This is a genomic window from Collimonas sp. OK307 (assembly GCF_900113705.1).
Classification (GTDB): domain Bacteria; phylum Pseudomonadota; class Gammaproteobacteria; order Burkholderiales; family Burkholderiaceae_D; genus Collimonas.
Genome location: NZ_FOQI01000012.1, coordinates 16,505 through 34,365 on the forward strand (window position 1 = coordinate 16,505; position 17,861 = coordinate 34,365).

The following is a 17,861-nucleotide window of genomic DNA, read 5'->3' on the forward strand; positions in this document are numbered from 1 at the left end:
GTGGCAAAACCGTACATTGTAAATGGTATGTCAGGTCTCCGCCTGCAGGTCACAGGCGGACACACATGAACAGCTACATGCCGACCCTACTCCGCGTGCGGCCGGAACTCAGATAATCCGCGATCGAATCCTGGGTAACTTCGCCCAGATAGCTATTGTCCTGGTCGATCACCGGCATCCAGCTGGTGCTGTGCTTGTACATTTTAGATAACACCACGCGCAGGTTTTCATCCGGCGCCGCACTGACGGTAAACGGCTTCATCTTGTCGATGCAAGCACCCTGCGCGCCGCGCGCGTCGCGCCTTGCCACATAACCTAATGCATGATTGTCGGCATTGGTGACTGTCACATAACGGTAATCGTGTTCATCCATTACGCCATATGCGGTCGCCATGCTGGTGTCTTCCCGCACCGTCGCAGAGTCGGCGGCGGCATCGCCGGCGCGTACCAGCAACAGACGTTTCAAGGTAGCATCCTGGCCGACGAAAGAGGCGACGAATTCATCCTTCGGACGTGCCAGCAGAGTATCCGGATGATCCACCTGCACCAGTTTGCCGGCGCGGAAAATTGCGATCTTGTCGCCCAGCTTGATCGCCTCGTCGATATCGTGGCTGACCATGATGACGGTCTTGTTCAGCTGGCGTTGCATCTGGAAGAATTCATTCTGGATCGATTCACGATTGATCGGATCGACCGCACCGAACGGTTCATCCATCAACAGCACCGGCGGATCTGCCGCCAGCGCGCGGATCACGCCGATGCGCTGCTGCTGGCCGCCCGACATTTCGCGCGGATAACGTGTCAGGAAACGCTTAGGATCGAGCGCCACCATCGCCATCAACTCGGTAGCGCGCTCATGACAACGTTTCTTGTCCCAGCCAAGCAGGCGCGGCACCACGGTAATGTTTTCTTCAATGGTCATATTGGGAAACAAACCCACTTGCTGGATCACATAACCGATTTTCCGGCGCAGGCTGACTTCATCGAGGTCGCTGGTATCTTCGCCATTCAAGAGCACACGGCCGGAAGTCGGTGCAATCAAACGGTTGATCATTTTCAGCGTGGTGGTTTTACCGCAGCCTGAAGGTCCCAGGAATACACAGATTTCACCTTCGGCAACCGTCAGGTTAACCTCGTCCACGGCTTTAACTTTGCTACCGTCTTTTTGTGTGAATACTTTACTGAGCTGGTCGAGTTGGATCATGATTTTTGCATTCCTTTCGGTGTAAGCAGCCGCTGCAGGACTTGCAGCAGCAGGTCGGCGACAATCGCCAGCAAACTGATCAGTACCGCGCCGACTACCAGTTTTTGCATATTGCTTTGGCTGATGGCATGCAGGATCAAGACGCCCAGACCGCCCGCGCCGATAATCGCAGCCACGGCCATCACGCCGATATTCATTACCACGGCGGTGCGGACGCCGCCGAGGATGACTGGTACCGACAAAGGTAAATCGACCAGCCGCAGCCGCTGCCAGAAGGTCATGCCGATGCCGATGCCGGCTTCCTTGATGTTGTGGTCGATGCCATCCAGCGCCAGATAGGTGTTGCGCATGATCGGCAACAACGAGTACAGGAATACCGCCGTAATCGCAGGCAGCGGCCCGAGTCCCTGGCCGAAGCGGGAAAACAACGGGATCATCAAACCGAACAAGGCGATCGACGGCAGCGTCAGGATCACGGTAGCCAGGCCCATCATCGGGCTGGCCAGCCAGCGATGGCGGATCATCACAATCCCCAGCGGCACGCCGATCAAGATGGCCAGGCCGACGGCAACGCCTACCAGCATCAGATGCTGGATGGTGAGATGCAGGATTTCAGGCCAGGCGCTTAGTAAATAATTAAACAATGTCATGTTGCATCCTCATCCTTATATCAAGCCTTCCGCGCGCAGAAAATCTGCGGCAACCTGCGCTATCGGCAACTGATCGATATCGACCTTTTTATTCATCTCGGTCATCTTGGCGGTATCGATCCTGGCTGACAGCGCGTTCAACTGTTCGGCGAGCTGCGGGTTGGCGTCCAGGATTTCCTTGCGCACCACCGGCACCGCACTGTAAAAGGGGAAGAAGCCTTTGTTATCCTGCAGCAGCTTCAGATTGAAGCCCTGGACCCGACCGTCTGAAGAATAGGTCAGCCCGACATTCAGCTGGTCGTTGTTCAAGGCGGTGTACACCAGGCCCGGATCCATCTGCTTGACCTCGCTTCGGTCCAGATTGAAGCCATACAGCGCTTGCAGCGGCGCCAGGCCGTCGGCGCGCGAAGCAAATTCAAAATCGACTCCCATCAGATATTTTTTATCGGGATCTTGCTGCCGAGCCTGGTTAATCTTGTTTGCCAGGTCTTCGATGGTATTCAAACCCTCTTCATCGGCGCGCTTGCGCGGCACAGCCAGCGCATAGGTATTGTTCAATGCAGACGGATTCAGCCAGACCAGGTTCTTGGGCGCATCCAGCGCCTTGACCCTTTGATAGGATTGATCCTGGTCCAGCTTCTCATCTATCTTGTTGTACACAATCAAGGCAGTGCCGGTGTAATCCCAGACGATATCGATTTGCCCGCTTTCCAGCGCCTGCCGCATGATGGTGGTGCCGAGGCCGTTCTTCAGATCGATGGTGTATCCCTTGGCGTTCAGGTATTGCTGCGTCATGGACGACAGAATCAATTGCTCGGTAAAGTTCTTGCCGCCGACCACCAGATTGGCTGCGCTCGCATGCGTCATGCCGAACAGGCCAAGCGTAAAAACCAGCAACGCACTTATATGTGACGCTGCAATGCGTGGCGCTGTAATACGCAACGCCGTAATACCTCGATTACTCATGTATGTTTCCTTTTCAGAATTGGCAGGCATCAGCGCAACAGCCCGCGTTTGCTCAGGTAGGCATTGCTGCCCAGCGAGACGATCGCATCCAGCATCAGCGCCAGCACCGCGGTGGCGGTAGCGCCCAGCAGCAGTTGCCCGTGGTTGTTCAGGTAGATGCCTGGGAAGATCAGGCCGCCCAGGCTTTCGCCGCCAATCAGGATCGACAACGGTGCGGTGCCGACAATGATCGCCAATGCGGTGCGCACACCGCCGACGATGATCGGCAGCGCATTCGGCAGCTCGACCCGAAACAACACCTGCAGCGGCTTCATGCCGATGCCCTTGGCCGCCTCCTTCATGGACGGCGAGACCTGCTTCAATCCTTCATAGGTATTGCGCACGATAGGCAGCAGCGCTGCCAGCCACAAGGCGATGATGGCCGGCTTGTCGCCGATGCCGAACAAGGCCAGCGCCAGCGCCAGTACTGCCATCGAGGGGATGGTGTTGCCGATATTGAAGATTTGCATCCACTTTTCGGCATGCCGCGCGAAATAGGGCCGGCTTAGCACGATGCCGGCAGGAATGCCGCACAGCAGCGCCAGCGACATCGACCAGCCGACCAGGATCAGGTGACGGCCGGTGTAATAAATCAGGTCGCCCTGGTATTGATGGATAACCGCGGGCCCGATCGACCAGCCAATGGCAGCCACGACCAAAATGGTGACGGCTGCGCCAACCATGGCGTTGCGATAGCGATTCGTCATGCTTACTCCCTTGCATATGCAGCGGCGGCACGGAACCGCATAGGCGTAGCCGGTACCTGTCAGCGCGACATACAACTTCAATTTTTTTATGATCTCGTCCGGTCTTCCCGCGGGGAGGACATTGAACAAGCCGACTGCCGCATGGGGCGGCAAAGAATGCGAGAACTTTCTCGACTTTGATGAAACTCCGGCGCTGCCGAAGCGTGAGACAACCCGCTGACGCGAGTCACGAAACCCAAAAATGTGCCGTTGAGGCAGCACGATGTTGTTGAGAGTTTGCCATTATAGCTAATTTCCTTGATGACGTCCAGTAATGGTATTGGCGAAAGCTATTACCGGAATGTCTTAAGATCAGAATAACGCAGGATTTACCCAATAAATGCCGGGAAAATTTGATTCTTATAGTAATAAAACGTGGGGAGATAGAGGGCGGATACAACTTGTCGAAGACGTCGCCATGGTTGGCTAACCATGGCGACGTCCTCGGGAGGGAGATAACTTAGAGCGCCTTGCGCAACTTGCTGGCAGCCGCAGCCAGTGCGGTAATGCGCGCCCAGTCGCCAGACTTCAGCAGTTCCTTCGGCGTCAGCCAGGAGCCGCCGACGCAGGCCACGTTTTTGCAGGCCAGGAAATCCGGCGCGCTATCCAGCGAAATGCCGCCAGTCGGACAAAAAGTCACGTCGCCCAAAGGACCGGCAATCGCATTCAACATGCCGATACCGCCCGCCGGCACTGCCGGGAACAGCTTCAACTGGCGAAAACCCGCTTCACGCGCAGCCATTACTTCTGATGGCGTCATCACGCCCGGCAGCAAAGGCAGGCCGCTAGACTTGGCGGCAGCGATCAGGGCAGGCGTCAAACCTGGAGAAACGCCGAACACCGCACCCGCGTCACGGGCCGCAACGAATTCGTCAGCCTGGGTCAAGGTACCGACGCCGACAATCGCGCCCGGCACTTGCTCGGCGATGGCCCGGATTGCCGGCAAACCATGCACCGTGCGCAAAGTCACTTCAAGTACCCGAATCCCACCGGCGACCAAGGCTTTAGCCAGAGGTACCGCATGTTCGATATCATCGATCGCAATCACCGGAATCACCGGCGATGCACGCATGATGTCTAACAGTTCGTTGCCATAAAGGAGATTTGTGGATGTCATATCGTTGCTTTCTGTGGTTGTTCAGAATGATCGGCGGATTCGGTGCCATGCAAAACAGGCGGCAAGCCAAAGCTGGTGGCGCCCTCTTCAGCCGCACTGACCGTGTTGCGGAACATCGCAAACAGCTCGCGGCCCATGCCGACGTGATTGGCAGACAAATCGGTCACCAATGGCTGGCGCTGCGCCCATTCTTCGGCAGGTACCAAGGCTTCCAGTATACCCTGCTCGGCATCCATGCGGATCATGTCGCCAGTCCGCACCAGAGCCAGCGGGCCGCCGGCCAGGACTTCCGGCGTCACGTGGATTGCCGCCGGCACCTTGCCTGAGGCGCCCGACATGCGGCCATCCGTAACCAGGGCCACATGGCGGCCGGCATCCTGCAAAATGCCCAGCGCTGGCGTCAAGGCGTGCAATTCCGGCATGCCGTTGGCACGCGGGCCTTGATGACTCAGCACCGCGATAAAATCGCGATCCAGTTCGCCGGCGCGGAAGGCTTTCATGAACGCTTCTTGCGAATGGAACACAACCGCCGGCGCCTGCACTACCCAATGCTCTTTCTTCACTGCGGAAATCTTGATGACTGAACGCCCCAGGTTGCCGGTCAGCAGGCGCAAGCCGCCGTCGGCAGAAAATGGCGCGGTCGCCGTCCGCAATACCGAGTCGTCACCGCTCAATGCCGGCGCCGGCTTGAACACGACCGACCCGCCTTCCAGGAAGGGCTCGGCGCAATGCGCGCGCAGGCTGTCGCCGAGGATGGTTTTGACATCTTCGTGCATCAAACCGGCATCCAGCAATTCACGAATCACGAAACCGGTGCCGCCGGCGGCATGGAAGTGATTGACGTCGGCATCGCCATTCGGATAAATCCGGGTCACCAGCGGGACGACGGCTGACAGCGCGTCGAAATCGTTCCAGTCGATGACAATCCCGGCGGCCTTGGCAATCGCCACCAGATGCAGAGTGTGGTTGGTAGAACCGCCGGTCGCCAGCAAAGTGACGATGGCGTTGACGATGCTTTTCTCGCTGACCACATGGCCAACCGGCAGGTACTGATTGCCACGGTCGGTGATCTTCAAAGCCTGGCGCGCCGCTTCGGCAGTCAGTGCGTCACGCAGCGGCGTATTCGGGGTGATGAATGCAGAGCCTGGCAGATGCAAGCCGAGCGCTTCCATCAGCATCTGGTTGCTGTTGGCGGTGCCGTAGAAAGTACAGGTGCCGGCGCTGTGATAAGACTGCGATTCCGCTTCCAGCAATTCGGCGCGGCCGATTTTTCCTTCAGCGTAGAGTTGGCGAATCTTCACCTTCTCTTTGTTGCTCATGCCGCTGGTCATCGGTCCACCAGGTATGAATACCGCCGGCAAATGACCGAAATGCAAGGCGCCGATCAACAGGCCCGGCACGATCTTGTCGCAGATGCCGAGATATACGGCGGCGTCGAACATGTTGTGCGACAGCGCAATCGCCGTCGCCATCGCAATCGCATCGCGCGAGAACAAAGACAATTCCATCCCCGGCTGCCCTTGCGTCACACCGTCGCACATCGCTGGCGTACCGCCGGCAAACTGGGCGACACCGCCGGCGGCGTGGACCGCATCCTTGATAATTTGCGGAAAGCGCTCGAACGGTTGATGTGCAGACAACATGTCGTTATACGACGACACGATCGCAATTGATGAACTTTTATCCTGTTTCAGTCTCAACTTGTCATTGGTTGGAAACGCGGCAAAGCCGTGTGCAAGATTGGTACATGACAGCGCTCCACGCTGCACATCCTGTCGGCGCGCATGCTCCAGGCGCGCCAGATAGGCGCTGCGATAAGGCTGGCTGCGGGCAACGATACGTTCGGTGACTTTGGCGACGCTGGCTTGAACAGACATGATTTGATCCTTGAAACAGTAGAGATTTGAAATTTTACTACAAAATAATGCGGCGACGTTAACTCAGCATCCTTTTTATCATCATTACCTGCGCATGACCGTATTTTTGAAGCAGGCAAGCCCTACCCAGGCAATTGCACTATTAGCCATACGACAAACTATCACGTTTGTCTGGAGAAAACGGCTGGCGACGTGGTTGAGAGAAAGTGCCAAACAACTCCAGACAGGTATATTACAAAATAATTTGTAGTGAAATTACCAGCAACGTTGTATAGTCGTATAAATTCCCGACTTACAATAAAGACTCCGGATATGCCACAACCAGCGCTTAATACTACCGCCAGCTTCCAAGCCTTGCATGCACATTACGCAGCAGTCAAAGATTTATCGTTGCGCGAACTGTTTGCCGCTCCGCCTTCCCCCCCCGCCTCGTCGCGCTTTGAACAGTTCTCGCTCAAGGCGGCTGGCTTATTCCTGGATTATGCAAAAAACAATGTGACGTCGGAGACCATGGCGCATTTGTTTGCCCTGGCCCGCGAACGCAAGGTCGAAACACAACGCCAGGCGATGTTTGCCGGCGCAAAAATCAATACCACCGAACACCGTGCCGTACTGCACACGGCCCTGCGGGCACCGCGCCTGCCGGCGCTGGATCTTGACGGCCAGCACATCAGCGCCGACGTGCATGCCGTCCTGCAGAGAATTCAGACATTCACCACCGCACTACGTTCCGGAGCATGGCTGGGATACAACGGCAAGCCGATCACGGATATCGTCAATATCGGCATCGGCGGCTCCGATCTCGGCCCCAAAATGGTATGCCAGGCGCTACGCCCTTATCAACGGGCCGACCTGCATCTGCACTTCGTCTCCAACGTCGATGGCGACGATCTTGATGCCGTGCTGCAGCAAGTCGATCCGCAAACCACACTCTTCGTAATTGCTTCGAAAACCTTCACAACAGCAGAAACCATGATGAACGCGCACTCCGCGCGCAACTGGTTTTTGCAGAATGCGACCGGCGCGCAAGAGTCTGATCTGCGCAAGCACTTCGTTGCGGTCTCCACCAATGTCGAGGGTGTCACAGCGTTCGGCATCGATGCCGCCAATATGTTCCCGTTCTGGGACTGGGTCGGCGGCCGTTATTCGGTGTGGTCGTCGATTGGCTTGTCGGTAGCGCTGGCGGTCGGCTTCGACCAGTTCAGCGAATTCCTGGCCGGTGCACACGCCATGGACCAGCACTTCCAAAGCGCGCCGCTGGAACAGAACATGCCGGTGATCCTGGCTTTGCTGGGCATCTGGTACCGCAATTTCTTCGATTACCGCTCCGTCTCGATTGCACCCTACCATCAGGATCTGGGAAATTTCCCTTCCTATCTGCAGCAACTGGAAATGGAAAGCAACGGCAAGCGCGTCACCCTCGACGGCCGTGCGGTTGATGCTGCCACCTGCCCGGTTATCTGGGGCAATGTCGGCACTAACGGCCAGCACGCTTACTTTCAATTGCTGCATCAGGGCACTGACATTACGCCGGTCGATTTCATCGCAACACTGACCGCCAGCCATCACTTGCCTGGCCACCAGGCCGCACTGCTGGCCAATTGTTTCGCCCAGTCGGAAGCGCTGATGCGCGGAAAGCATGCCGATGAAGTGCAAGCCGAAATGCAGGCCAAAGGCATGCCGCCGGAACAAATCGCTGCTTTGCTGCCGCATCGCACCTTCCCTGGCAATCGCCCTAGCAACACCATCTTGATGGAAGCACTGACCCCCGCCAACCTGGGCGCGCTGATCGCCTTGTACGAACATAAAGTATTCGTCCAGGGCCTTATCTGGGACGTCAACAGTTTCGATCAATGGGGTGTCGAGCTGGGTAAGGTTTTGGCAAGCAATATATTGAACGAACTGACTGCTGCTCCTGTCCCGCAAGGTCACGACAGTTCGACCAACGGCTTGATTGCGATGGCGCGTACGGCATTGTCATAACGGGGTTACATGTCATTCATACATTCTCGTCATTCCCGCGTTCGCGGGAATGACGAGGGTTTTAAAAAAGCGGTAGTAATTTATAGGTCTCACTTATCATGGCTCTTGCAGAATTTGATTTGGCAATCTTTGGCGGCACCGGCGACCTGGCAATGCGTAAGCTGCTGCCGGCAATGTATGCGCGCGACCGCGCTAACGATCTTCCGCCGGATGCACGCATCCTGTGCATCGGACGGCATGACAGCAGCGACGAAGACTTCATCAAGCACGTAGAGCGGGACGCCAAGCCGCACGTCAGCAAGGAAAGCTTCGATACCACCGTCTGGCAACGCTTTTGCAAGCGCATCAAGTATGTCGGCATGGACGCCACCGATGCAGCTTCCTACCAAGCCCTGGTCGAAGCCATGCGCCCTGACCACGCGATTACCAATGTGTTTTACCTGGCGACGCCGCCTAGCCTGTTCTCGAAAATCTGCAAGAACCTGGCTGCCAGCGGCCTCGCCACTTCCAACTCACGCGTGGTGCTGGAAAAACCTTTGGGCCGCGACCTCGCCAGCGCCAAGCAGATCAATGCCGAAGTCGGCCAGGTATTTGCCGAATCGCAGATTTTCCGTATCGATCACTATCTCGGTAAAGAGACTGTGCAAAACCTGCTGGCGCTACGCTTCGGCAATGTATTGTTTGAACCGCTGTGGCGCCGCGAATGGATTTCCGATGTACAGATCACCATCGCCGAGCAACTCGGCGTCGGCAACCGCATGGGTTACTACGAAACTTCGGGCGCCTTGCGCGACATGCTGCAAAATCACTTGCTGCAACTGCTATGTATCGTCGCCATGGAGCCGCCGGTATCGATTACTCCGGATGCAGTACGTGATGAAAAACTCAAAGTACTGCGTTCGCTAAAACGCTTCACGCCGACCACGCTAGCGCACAATGTGGTGCGTGGACAATATCGTTCCGGTCACGTCGAAGGTGTCGCCGTGCCAGGCTATCGCAAAGAGGCCGACGCCAATCCGCAGTCACGCACGGAAACCTTTGTGGCACTGAAGGCTGAAGTCGATACCTGGCGCTGGGCCGGCGTGCCGTTTTACCTGCGCACCGGTAAACGCATGGCCGATTCACTAGCCGAGATCGTGATTCGCTTCAAGACCATTCCGCATTCGATTTTCGCCCAGCCGAACAGCAGCTTCGAACCGAACTGCCTGGTAATCCGCTTGCAGCCGGATGAAGGCCTGACCCTGAACCTGATGGCCAAAACCCCGGGCGACGGCATGCGCCTGAAACCGGTCGAGCTGGAACTGAATTTCCGCGAAAGCTTCAAATCGCCGCGCATGGAAGCCTATGAACGATTGCTGCTGGACGTCTTGCGCGGCCAGTTGACCTTGTTCATGCGCAGCGACGAACTGGAAGCGGCATGGGAATGGGTAGAACCGATCCTGGAATTCTGGGATCAGGAAGAAGACGATCCGATTCCTTACACCGCCGGCACCTGGGGCCCGGCAGCGGCCAGCGCCCTGATTGCACGCGACGGCTTGCAATGGCGTGAAGAATCGCTGCCCGAACTGTAACCGGATCAGGACACAGAATGACAATGCTACTGGATGCGATCAAGACCCAGATCGACTTGCTGTCGAAGTCTGAGAAAAAGGTCGCATTGACCATTCTTGATAATCCACAGCTGGCGCTGGCAGAAAATATCACCGCCCTGGCCAAGAACGCACAAGTATCGGAACCGACGGTAGTGCGGTTTTGCCGCGCCATCGGTTACGAGGGCTGGCATGATTTCAAGCTGAAGCTGGCGCAAAGCCTGGCGGTGGCCCTGCCGGGCGCCAACGAAATGCTGGCGCAAGACGACATCGCCGCCGATCTGGTCAACAAGATTTGCAGCCGCTCGATTAACACCTTGCTCGATCTGCGCAACCATTTAAGCGCCGATGCGATCCAGCGAGCGCTGGATGTTTTGCTCAAGGCGAACAAGATCGAGTTCTATGGCCAGGGCACTTCGGGTATCGTCGCCGCGGACGCTCAACATAAGTTTTTCCGCTCCGGCGTCCCTACCGTCGCCTACTCCGATCCGCATATCCACAGCATCGCAGCCTCGCTGTTGCAGCCGGGCGATGCGGTGGTCGCCATCTCGCAGCGCGGCGGCAACGCGGCCCTGTTGCGCAGCGTCCAGCTGGCCAGAAAAGGCGGCGCGGATATCATCGTGCTTGGCCCCAGCGGCACGCCGCTGGCAGAACTGGCCACGGTGCTGGTGCCGATCGATCTGAGTTTCAATACCGATCCCTACACGCCCATCTCGGCACGCCTGGCGCATCTGGTGGTGATCGATATCCTGGCAGTCGGGCTGGCGCTCAAGCGAGGCCCTGAATTCCGCAAGAAAATGCAAAACGCGCAGAAAGCCTTGCAGCAGTTCGACATGCAGTTCGATTCGTTTTTCCGCTGATTTTTTGTTTTGTTAGTGGCGCGCTGCAAGCAGCCACGCACCTATAAAAATACCGACATGAAACCAACTTCTTCCCCTACCGACTATAGTGATCCCGAATTCCTGCGCGACCGGATGCGGCGTGACATCGCCTTCTTCCATCCGCGCGCGATCGATCCCGCCGGCGGATTTTTCCATTACCTGAACGACGACGGCAGCGTCTACGATGGCGCCAGCCGGCATCTGGTCAACAGCAGCCGGATGGTATTTTGCTACGCCCTCGCCTGGCGCCTCGACGGCAAGGAAGAATATCGTGCGGCAGCGCGGCATGGCTTGCGCTTTTTACAGGAACGGCATTGGCAGCCATCGTACGGCGGTTACGCCTGGGTGCTGGAAAACAATGTCGCTGTCGATCGCACCCAGCATTGCTATGGCCTGGCATTCGTACTGCTGGCGCATGCCCACGCGCTGCGCATCGGCGTCGACGAAGCAGCCGCCGGTATCGGCGCTACCTTCGAATTGATGGAAAAATTATTCTGGTCAGAGGCCGACGGCTTGTACGCCGACGAAGCTACACCCGATGGCGTTGTATCGTCTTACCGTGGACAGAACGCCAACATGCACAGCTGCGAGGCGCTGATCGCTGCATTTGAAGCCACCGGCGAAAAACGCTATCTGCATCGCGCCGAACTGCTGGCGCACAACATCACCGAGCGCCAGGCAGCGCTGGCCGACGGCTGGATCTGGGAGCATTACCACGCCGACTGGAGTGTCGACTGGGAATACAACCGCCACGACAGCAGCAACATGTTCCGCCCGTGGGGCTTCCAGCCCGGCCACATGACCGAGTGGTCGAAATTGCTGTTGCTGCTGGAGCGCCATCGCGCGCATTTGCAGGGCGACGCCGACTGGTTGCTGCCACGCGCCCGGGCGCTGTTCGATGTCACCATGCCGGCTGCCTGGGATCAGGAATCCGGCGGGCTGGTGTATGGGCTGGCGCCAGATGGCACGGTCTGTGACGGCGACAAGTATTTCTGGGTACAGGCAGAATCGTTAGCCACCGCTGCGCTGCTGGCAGCACGCAGCGGCGACCAGGCTTATTGGGACAGCTACAACAAATTGTGGGAATACAGCAGCGCCCATTTGATCGATCAGGAACGCGGCGGCTGGTATCGCATCCTGCGGCAAGACAACCAACGCTACGGCCCGGAAAAACCGCCGCACGGCAAAACCGATTTCTACCACCCGATGGGCGCGTACCTGGAATCGCTGGCGGCTGTCGGCAGCCCGCTTGAATAAATCACGCCCGAATAAATCCCACGTATATTAAACATCGTTAAACATTGCCTGGATGCTGTCATGCCTGAAACTAACCAATCCGTCCGTCCGTTCCCGCAATTCATCAGCGCTGGCGAAGCACTCACCGATTTGATACGGGTCGGCGCCGACCAATGGCTAAGCAAGACCGGCGGCTCGACCTGGAATGTGGCCCGCGCCGCTGCCAGCCTGGGCGTTTCCTCCGCTTTCGCGGGCGCTATCAGCCAGGACTGGTTCGGCGATGAATTGTACGCAGCCAGCCAGGCCGCCGATCTCGATCTGCGCTTCCTGCAGCGCTCCGCGCGCTCGCCCCTGCTGGCCGTAGTGTATGAAACCACACCGCCACAATACAATTTCATCGGCGACAACAGTGCCGACCTCTCCTTCGATCCCGCTGCACTGCCTGGCGGCTGGCAGCAGACTGCGTCATGGGTGCACTTCGGCGGCATCAGCCTGACCCGTTCGCCGCTGGCGGAACGCCTGATCGAACTGGCCGAGGATTTGCATGGCCGCGGCGTGAAAATCAGCTATGACCCGAATTTCCGCAACGTGATGGACCAGCGTTACGACTCCGTGCTGAAAAAAATGGCGCAGCTGGCGGACGTTATCAAAGTCTCGGATGAAGACCTGGCCGGCCTGTTCCGCACCGACGACACCGAGGCCGCCCTGGTAACGCTACGCGGTTTCAATCCTGATGCTACCGTGTTGCTGACCTTGGGTTCGCAAGGTGCGGCGATCCATGCCGGCGATCAATATTGGCAAGTGGCGCCGCCGCCAATCACCGTGGTCGACACGGTAGGCGCCGGCGACGCCGGTATCGCCGGCCTGATCTTCTCGCTGATACAGGAAACCGCCGCCGCTGCAATGTCTACGTCTACCTCTGCGTCAGTCTCATCCAGCCAGCCTGCGGCGCCGGACTGGCTGCAGCATCTGCGATTCTCCGTCGCCTGCGGCTCTGCCGCCTGCCTGAATGCCGGCGCCAAACCGCCGCAACTGGCACAAGTACGTGCATTGCTGGAAAAAAACTAGAATTGCGGCAAATTTCCTAGGGAGCCGTCCTGATTGCAGTTAAATGTATCAAAATTACTTGTAGTAAAAATACAGATTAAAAAATTTCTATAAAAAAACAAATACAAAAAACTGCAATTAAGGACATTCTCAATAGGCTCGTCAGCTGCCACAACTATGCATTACGCGCATGAAAATTCCATCAGTGCTGTAAATTAGCAACAGAAATATAGTAAAACTACACAAATAAAACAAAAATTTCATAAATCGGTTTACCATCCTTAACAACAAAGCAGTCGGCATTAATTGAACGCAAAGTACTGAACACTGGTACCAGCAATAACCAAAGTCCGATTCAAGAATTTCGAGCTACAGATGACTCGGAAAGCAGTGGTCAACGCCACATTTTTACTTAGGAGATGAAATGAGAAAATCCGTTCTGAAAGCCAAGCCACTCGCGATCGCCGCACTTCTGGCTTGCGCATTCGCTGGCCAGGCACAAGCGCAAACCAATGTAATCATCTATGGTCGCGTCGATGCTGGCATCAACTACCAAAGCAATCAAGTGGGCAAAGATGCAAATGGCAATACCATCCGTGGCGGCCAATGGGGCGTCGGCGGTAATGAATGGGGTACCAGCATGATCGGTTTCAAGGGCACCGAAGATCTGGGTGGCGGCCTGAAAGCGATGTTCACGTTAGAAAGCGGCTTCCAAGCCGACACCGGCCGTTTCAACGGTACCGGCCTGTTTAACCGTCGTTCGACGGTTGGTTTGAACGGTGGCTTCGGTACCGTTAAAATCGGTCGCGATCTGGCCCTGCCAAGCGACAAGGTATGGAGCATCGATCCTACCGGACAACAGAACATGAGTACTTCGACCTTGTTCAAAGGTCGTAACTGGCCACAAACCAGCAACCAGATTCAGTACATCACGCCAGACATGGGCGGTCTCTACGTGCACCTGATGTACGGCGCCGGCGAAGCTGCAGGATCGACTACACGCGGACCAGCTGGTTCAGGAATTGGTAACAGCACCGGTATCGCAGTTGGTTTTGTACAGCCTACTTATGAATTGCTGGCGATGTACGATACGGCACATGACGAAAATGGCACTTATGACAACTTGTTCTCACGTTCCAAGGAAATCACTGTCGGCGGCAACGTAACCTTCGGTGCTGCAAAACTGTACGCCGGCTGGCAAAACCTGTCGGCTCCGGCACAGGTCCTGACAACTAGCGGCATTGGCGCAGCCAACAAAGCCAATCAGTTCTGGCTCGGCGCCAACTACCAGTTGACCCCTGCCCTGACACTGATCGGCGCGGCTTATCACGTCAAGCTTAACCACGACGTCGGCAGCGCAAATCTGTTCATGCTGGGCACCAACTACAGCCTGTCCAAACGCACTCTGCTGTACGCGAGCATCGGCACTATCCGCAATGGTTCGAACACCGATTTCCAAGTTCAGACCGGCGACAGCACCGGCTTGACTGGACAGAACCAAAACACGTTCTACACTGGTATCAGCCACTCGTTCTAAGACAGCAAGCATCGATGGGCGCGCCGCTTGAGCTCGGCGCGTCGATTGACCTTGCCAGTACTACTGTGGTGCTTGCCGCGTGAGCGGCATTAGTGAAAGACGTCCCTGGGTAACTCCCAGATTTTGCCCATTCGCGTGCGAATGGGCATTTTTTATGGGCGCGGCATTTGCAACACTATTTACCAGTCACTAACCTGAAGCAGCATTGTTTTTATGATGCCCCTGTGCCAGAATCGCCAGGTCACAATCCGCCCAAGCCAAAAGCCAATGCAACCACTCTCCCCCCAAGAACGATTTTCACGACCGGCGATCCTGCTGCACTGGGCTATTTTCGTATTGGTGGCCCTGGCCTATCTGGCGATCGAAATGCGCGGCCCCAAAGGTAGCGCCTCACGCATTTTCTGGACCGCCACGCACTTCTGGGCTGGCTTTAGCGTGCTGATACTCTCTATCGTCCGGGTTGCCTGGCGCAGCTATCGCTCGCCGCCAGCGCCTGAGGCAGATCTGCCTATCTTGCAATTGCTGTCAAAAGCATCGCATCTGGCGTTATACATATTCATCATCGCCCAGCCCATACTCGGCATCCTGACCGTCAACCTCGGTGGCCATCCGGTCAACCTGCCCGGACTGGGCTCGTTTACGGTGATCGGCCCGGACCATGACCTGGCCAAGACAGTGAAAAACATCCACGAAACCCTGGGTAACGTCTTCTATTGGGTAATCGGTTTGCACGCCTTGGCGGCACTGTGGCATCACTTTGTAAAGCGCGACAATACCTTGCGGCGGATTATCTAGAGGGAGAAGATGCGGTGGCGTTGATGCCTTGCGCTGCTTATTTTCTTAAGAAAAAATAAGCAGCTGTGCAAGTAGGAATTACAGAAAATCGCAAGTACAAGTTACTACTTGATTACTTGATTACTTGATATGTGAAATCACATTCGGCGACAAGGTCACCTCCTGATCGCTACGCGCCGATTGCACCGGCTTGCCATCACTCTCGGCAGTCATCTTGTCGCTGGCCGATTCGCCCAACGAAGCGATATGCGTCAGGATGCCGCGCTTGGCTTGCCGCTGCAATTCTGCAAACGGACTGGAACGGTTGAGCGATACGCCCACGGCCAGCACGTCGATCAATAACAACAGCAAAATCCGCGAAACCATCGGAATATGCATCATGCTGCTTTCGTCGTGCTCGACCGCCAGCGTGTAATGTGCCCGCTTGGCCAATTGCGAATTGCTTGGGGCCAGGGCGATGATGGTGGCGCCGGAATGCACCGCAACCTCGACTGCCGGCGCCAGATGGCGCAAACGTCCGGAATTGGAGATCACCACTACGACGTCGCTGCTTTTCAGCATGGCGGCAGAAACTTCCTGCAACTGCGGATCGGTATAGGCCGAGGATGGAATCCCCAGGCGGAAGAATTTTTGCTGCGCGTCTTCCGCTACCAGGCCACAACTGCCGAAGCCGTAGAATTCGATACGACTGGCCTGGCTCAAGGCTTCGATCACCCGCGACAGGGTATCGGCGTTGAGGTTGTCGCGTACTTCCATCATCGCTGAAATGGTGTTGTCGACCACCTTGACGCCGACATCCAGCGACGAATCGCCGACGTGAACCTGGCTGTGCGCAACCGGCACCGTGCCAGTGACACCCGAGGCCAGCTTCAGCTTGAAATCAGCCAGGCCCTGGCAACCCATGGTGCGGCAAAAGCGGATCACCGTCGGCTGGCTGACATCGGCACGCCGGGCGATTTCTGAAATCGGCTCGCTCATTACGGCGCGTGGATGGGCCAGGATCAGGCCCGCAACCTTTTGCTCGGCGGGTGAAAACTGATCGCGCGCCTTGCGGATTTTTTCCAAGATAGGTACGGCGTTACCGCCACCGAGATGCTCGGACAGGATAGCTGCAACCCCAACGAAGGCTGGATAAGGCGCAGTAATGACAAAGGTCGGGACTTTGGCCAGGTAACTGCTGAAGCGCCCTTTGCTTTCGAAACGCGCGCGAAACGGCGAGCGTGCGAAATAATCGCCCAGGCGCGGCACCACGCCGCCGCCGATATACAAGCCGCCCAGCGTACCCAAGGTCACTGCAACGTCTCCCGCTACCGTGCCCAGCATCGCACAAAAACACTCCACTACTTCCATGCACAAGGGATCCCCGCCTTGTAGTGCGCGTTCGACGATCTGCGCAGTATGTAAGGGCTCAGGCTTGATGATTCCTTGCAAGTCGGCCAAGGCATGGTAAATCATCTCGATCCCGGGGCCGGAAACCAGGCGCTCGGCAGAAACGTGCGAATAAGTACGCCAGCAATAGGCCAGCACAGCCGCCTCGCGCGCATCGCCGGGGGCGAAGGTGACATGGCCGCCCTCGCTGCCCAGTGCAATCCAGCGTCCTTCAGTGGGAATCAACCCGCCGACGCCAAGTCCGGTACCGGCGCCAACCAGGCCGATCACGCCGCCGCTCAACGCCCGGCCACCGCCCACCTGGATGCAATGCGATTGCTCCAGATGCGGCAACGACATCGACAGTGCGGTGAAATCATTGACCACCAGCAGCGTGTCCAGATTCAGGCGGCGGCGTGTATTTTCAATCGAAAATTCCCAATGATGATTGGTCATCTTGATGTCGTCGCCTTGCACCGGGTTGGCGATCGCAATCGCCGCATGCCGCACTTGCGAACGGGCGCTGACAGGCACGTTGGCAGCCAGGTATGCCTCGACTGCCAGCGCAAATTCGGCGTAGTCGGCACAGCGCAAGGTCTGAATCGTGTCGATCTGGCCCGGCGCGCGCTCTAACCCGAAGCGCGCATTGGTGCCGCCGACATCTGCCAGCAGACGGGGGCCATCCAGATAGCTAGTTGCCGAATTCTCGCTAGCGCTCATGATCGTGGATGAAGACATGGTGTAAAACTTTCACTTAAATGCTAATACTGTTAGTAGGATGTGCGGTAGCGATTTTTCACACGCTTTGCCACGCTTTTCCGCACGT

The 17,861-nt window shown here is 56.9% G+C and carries 14 protein-coding genes; 7 read left to right on the forward strand and 7 right to left on the reverse strand.

Annotated features, from left to right (window positions below; genetic code table 11):
- Nucleotides 1-73: 73 nt before the first annotated feature.
- The 6 genes from BM205_RS15855 to edd all read right to left on the reverse strand — a co-directional run bounded on the left by BM205_RS15855 (nucleotide 74) and on the right by edd (nucleotide 6,599).
- Complete coding sequence (locus BM205_RS15855) at nucleotides 74-1,204, reverse strand: osmoprotectant ABC transporter ATP-binding protein OsmV (protein ID WP_092415848.1); 1,131 nt, start codon at nucleotides 1,202-1,204, stop codon at nucleotides 74-76.
- On the reverse strand, nucleotides 1,201-1,854 hold the full coding sequence (locus tag BM205_RS15860; RefSeq protein WP_092415849.1) for an ABC transporter permease: 654 nt from the start codon (nucleotides 1,852-1,854) through the stop codon (nucleotides 1,201-1,203). The genes BM205_RS15855 and BM205_RS15860 overlap by 4 nt, the downstream gene beginning before the upstream one ends.
- A gap of 15 nt (nucleotides 1,855-1,869) precedes the next feature.
- Complete coding sequence (locus BM205_RS15865) at nucleotides 1,870-2,820, reverse strand: glycine betaine ABC transporter substrate-binding protein (RefSeq protein WP_092415850.1); 951 nt, start codon at nucleotides 2,818-2,820, stop codon at nucleotides 1,870-1,872.
- Nucleotides 2,821-2,849: 29 nt separating this feature from the next.
- Nucleotides 2,850-3,542, reverse strand: a complete 693-nt coding sequence (locus tag BM205_RS15870) for an ABC transporter permease (protein ID WP_092415961.1) — start codon at nucleotides 3,540-3,542, stop codon at nucleotides 2,850-2,852.
- 523 nt (nucleotides 3,543-4,065) lie between these two features.
- Nucleotides 4,066-4,722, reverse strand: a complete 657-nt coding sequence (locus BM205_RS15875; RefSeq protein ID WP_092415851.1) for a bifunctional 4-hydroxy-2-oxoglutarate aldolase/2-dehydro-3-deoxy-phosphogluconate aldolase — start codon at nucleotides 4,720-4,722, stop codon at nucleotides 4,066-4,068.
- Nucleotides 4,719-6,599, reverse strand: coding sequence for a phosphogluconate dehydratase (gene edd / locus BM205_RS15880; protein ID WP_092415852.1), 1,881 nt, complete (start codon nucleotides 6,597-6,599; stop codon nucleotides 4,719-4,721). The genes BM205_RS15875 and edd overlap by 4 nt, the downstream gene beginning before the upstream one ends.
- Before the next feature lie 312 nt (nucleotides 6,600-6,911).
- Between edd and pgi the strand changes: the two genes are divergently transcribed.
- From pgi to BM205_RS15915, 7 genes are all read left to right on the forward strand, one after another.
- The gene (pgi, locus tag BM205_RS15885) at nucleotides 6,912-8,582 is read left to right on the forward strand and encodes a glucose-6-phosphate isomerase (RefSeq protein WP_092415853.1); all 1,671 of its coding nucleotides are present in this window, start codon (nucleotides 6,912-6,914) and stop codon (nucleotides 8,580-8,582) included.
- A gap of 98 nt (nucleotides 8,583-8,680) precedes the next feature.
- Nucleotides 8,681-10,153: a glucose-6-phosphate dehydrogenase gene (zwf, locus tag BM205_RS15890; protein ID WP_092415854.1), complete on the forward strand. Its 1,473-nt coding sequence runs from the start codon at nucleotides 8,681-8,683 to the stop codon at nucleotides 10,151-10,153.
- Between the two features lie 23 nt (nucleotides 10,154-10,176).
- The gene (locus BM205_RS15895; RefSeq protein ID WP_092352881.1) at nucleotides 10,177-11,031 is read left to right on the forward strand and encodes an SIS domain-containing protein; all 855 of its coding nucleotides are present in this window, start codon (nucleotides 10,177-10,179) and stop codon (nucleotides 11,029-11,031) included.
- A 57-nt stretch (nucleotides 11,032-11,088) separates the two neighbouring features.
- Complete coding sequence (locus tag BM205_RS15900; RefSeq protein WP_092415962.1) at nucleotides 11,089-12,309, forward strand: AGE family epimerase/isomerase; 1,221 nt, start codon at nucleotides 11,089-11,091, stop codon at nucleotides 12,307-12,309.
- A gap of 60 nt (nucleotides 12,310-12,369) precedes the next feature.
- Nucleotides 12,370-13,356 (forward strand): carbohydrate kinase family protein, encoded by a 987-nt coding sequence (locus BM205_RS15905; RefSeq protein ID WP_092415855.1) that lies wholly within the window; start codon nucleotides 12,370-12,372, stop codon nucleotides 13,354-13,356.
- Nucleotides 13,357-13,759: 403 nt separating this feature from the next.
- Nucleotides 13,760-14,872 carry a porin gene (locus tag BM205_RS15910; RefSeq protein WP_092415856.1) on the forward strand — a complete coding sequence of 371 codons (1,113 nt, stop codon included), beginning with the start codon at nucleotides 13,760-13,762 and terminating at the stop codon, nucleotides 14,870-14,872.
- Nucleotides 14,873-15,139: 267 nt separating this feature from the next.
- Nucleotides 15,140-15,667 carry a cytochrome b gene (locus BM205_RS15915; protein WP_092415857.1) on the forward strand — a complete coding sequence of 176 codons (528 nt, stop codon included), beginning with the start codon at nucleotides 15,140-15,142 and terminating at the stop codon, nucleotides 15,665-15,667.
- Nucleotides 15,668-15,787: 120 nt separating this feature from the next.
- Here BM205_RS15915 and BM205_RS15920 read toward each other — a convergent pair whose 3' ends face one another.
- Complete coding sequence (locus BM205_RS15920; protein WP_092415858.1) at nucleotides 15,788-17,773, reverse strand: glucokinase; 1,986 nt, start codon at nucleotides 17,771-17,773, stop codon at nucleotides 15,788-15,790.
- Nucleotides 17,774-17,861: the final 88 nt, after the last annotated feature.

Coding starts and splice junctions, on each gene's coding strand:
- BM205_RS15895 (WP_092352881.1), top strand. CDS start 10,177: ATGCTACTGGATGCGATCAAGACCCAGATCGACTTGCTGTCGAAGTCT.
- BM205_RS15910 (WP_092415856.1), top strand. CDS start 13,760: ATGAGAAAATCCGTTCTGAAAGCCAAGCCACTCGCGATCGCCGCACTT.
- BM205_RS15920 (WP_092415858.1), bottom strand. CDS start 17,773: ATGTCTTCATCCACGATCATGAGCGCTAGCGAGAATTCGGCAACTAGC.
- pgi (WP_092415853.1), top strand. CDS start 6,912: ATGCCACAACCAGCGCTTAATACTACCGCCAGCTTCCAAGCCTTGCAT.
- BM205_RS15905 (WP_092415855.1), top strand. CDS start 12,370: ATGCCTGAAACTAACCAATCCGTCCGTCCGTTCCCGCAATTCATCAGC.
- BM205_RS15855 (WP_092415848.1), bottom strand. CDS start 1,204: ATGATCCAACTCGACCAGCTCAGTAAAGTATTCACACAAAAAGACGGT.
- BM205_RS15900 (WP_092415962.1), top strand. CDS start 11,089: ATGAAACCAACTTCTTCCCCTACCGACTATAGTGATCCCGAATTCCTG.
- BM205_RS15870 (WP_092415961.1), bottom strand. CDS start 3,542: ATGGTTGGCGCAGCCGTCACCATTTTGGTCGTGGCTGCCATTGGCTGG.
- BM205_RS15865 (WP_092415850.1), bottom strand. CDS start 2,820: ATGAGTAATCGAGGTATTACGGCGTTGCGTATTACAGCGCCACGCATT.
- zwf (WP_092415854.1), top strand. CDS start 8,681: ATGGCTCTTGCAGAATTTGATTTGGCAATCTTTGGCGGCACCGGCGAC.
- BM205_RS15915 (WP_092415857.1), top strand. CDS start 15,140: ATGCAACCACTCTCCCCCCAAGAACGATTTTCACGACCGGCGATCCTG.
- edd (WP_092415852.1), bottom strand. CDS start 6,599: ATGTCTGTTCAAGCCAGCGTCGCCAAAGTCACCGAACGTATCGTTGCC.
- BM205_RS15860 (WP_092415849.1), bottom strand. CDS start 1,854: ATGACATTGTTTAATTATTTACTAAGCGCCTGGCCTGAAATCCTGCAT.
- BM205_RS15875 (WP_092415851.1), bottom strand. CDS start 4,722: ATGACATCCACAAATCTCCTTTATGGCAACGAACTGTTAGACATCATG.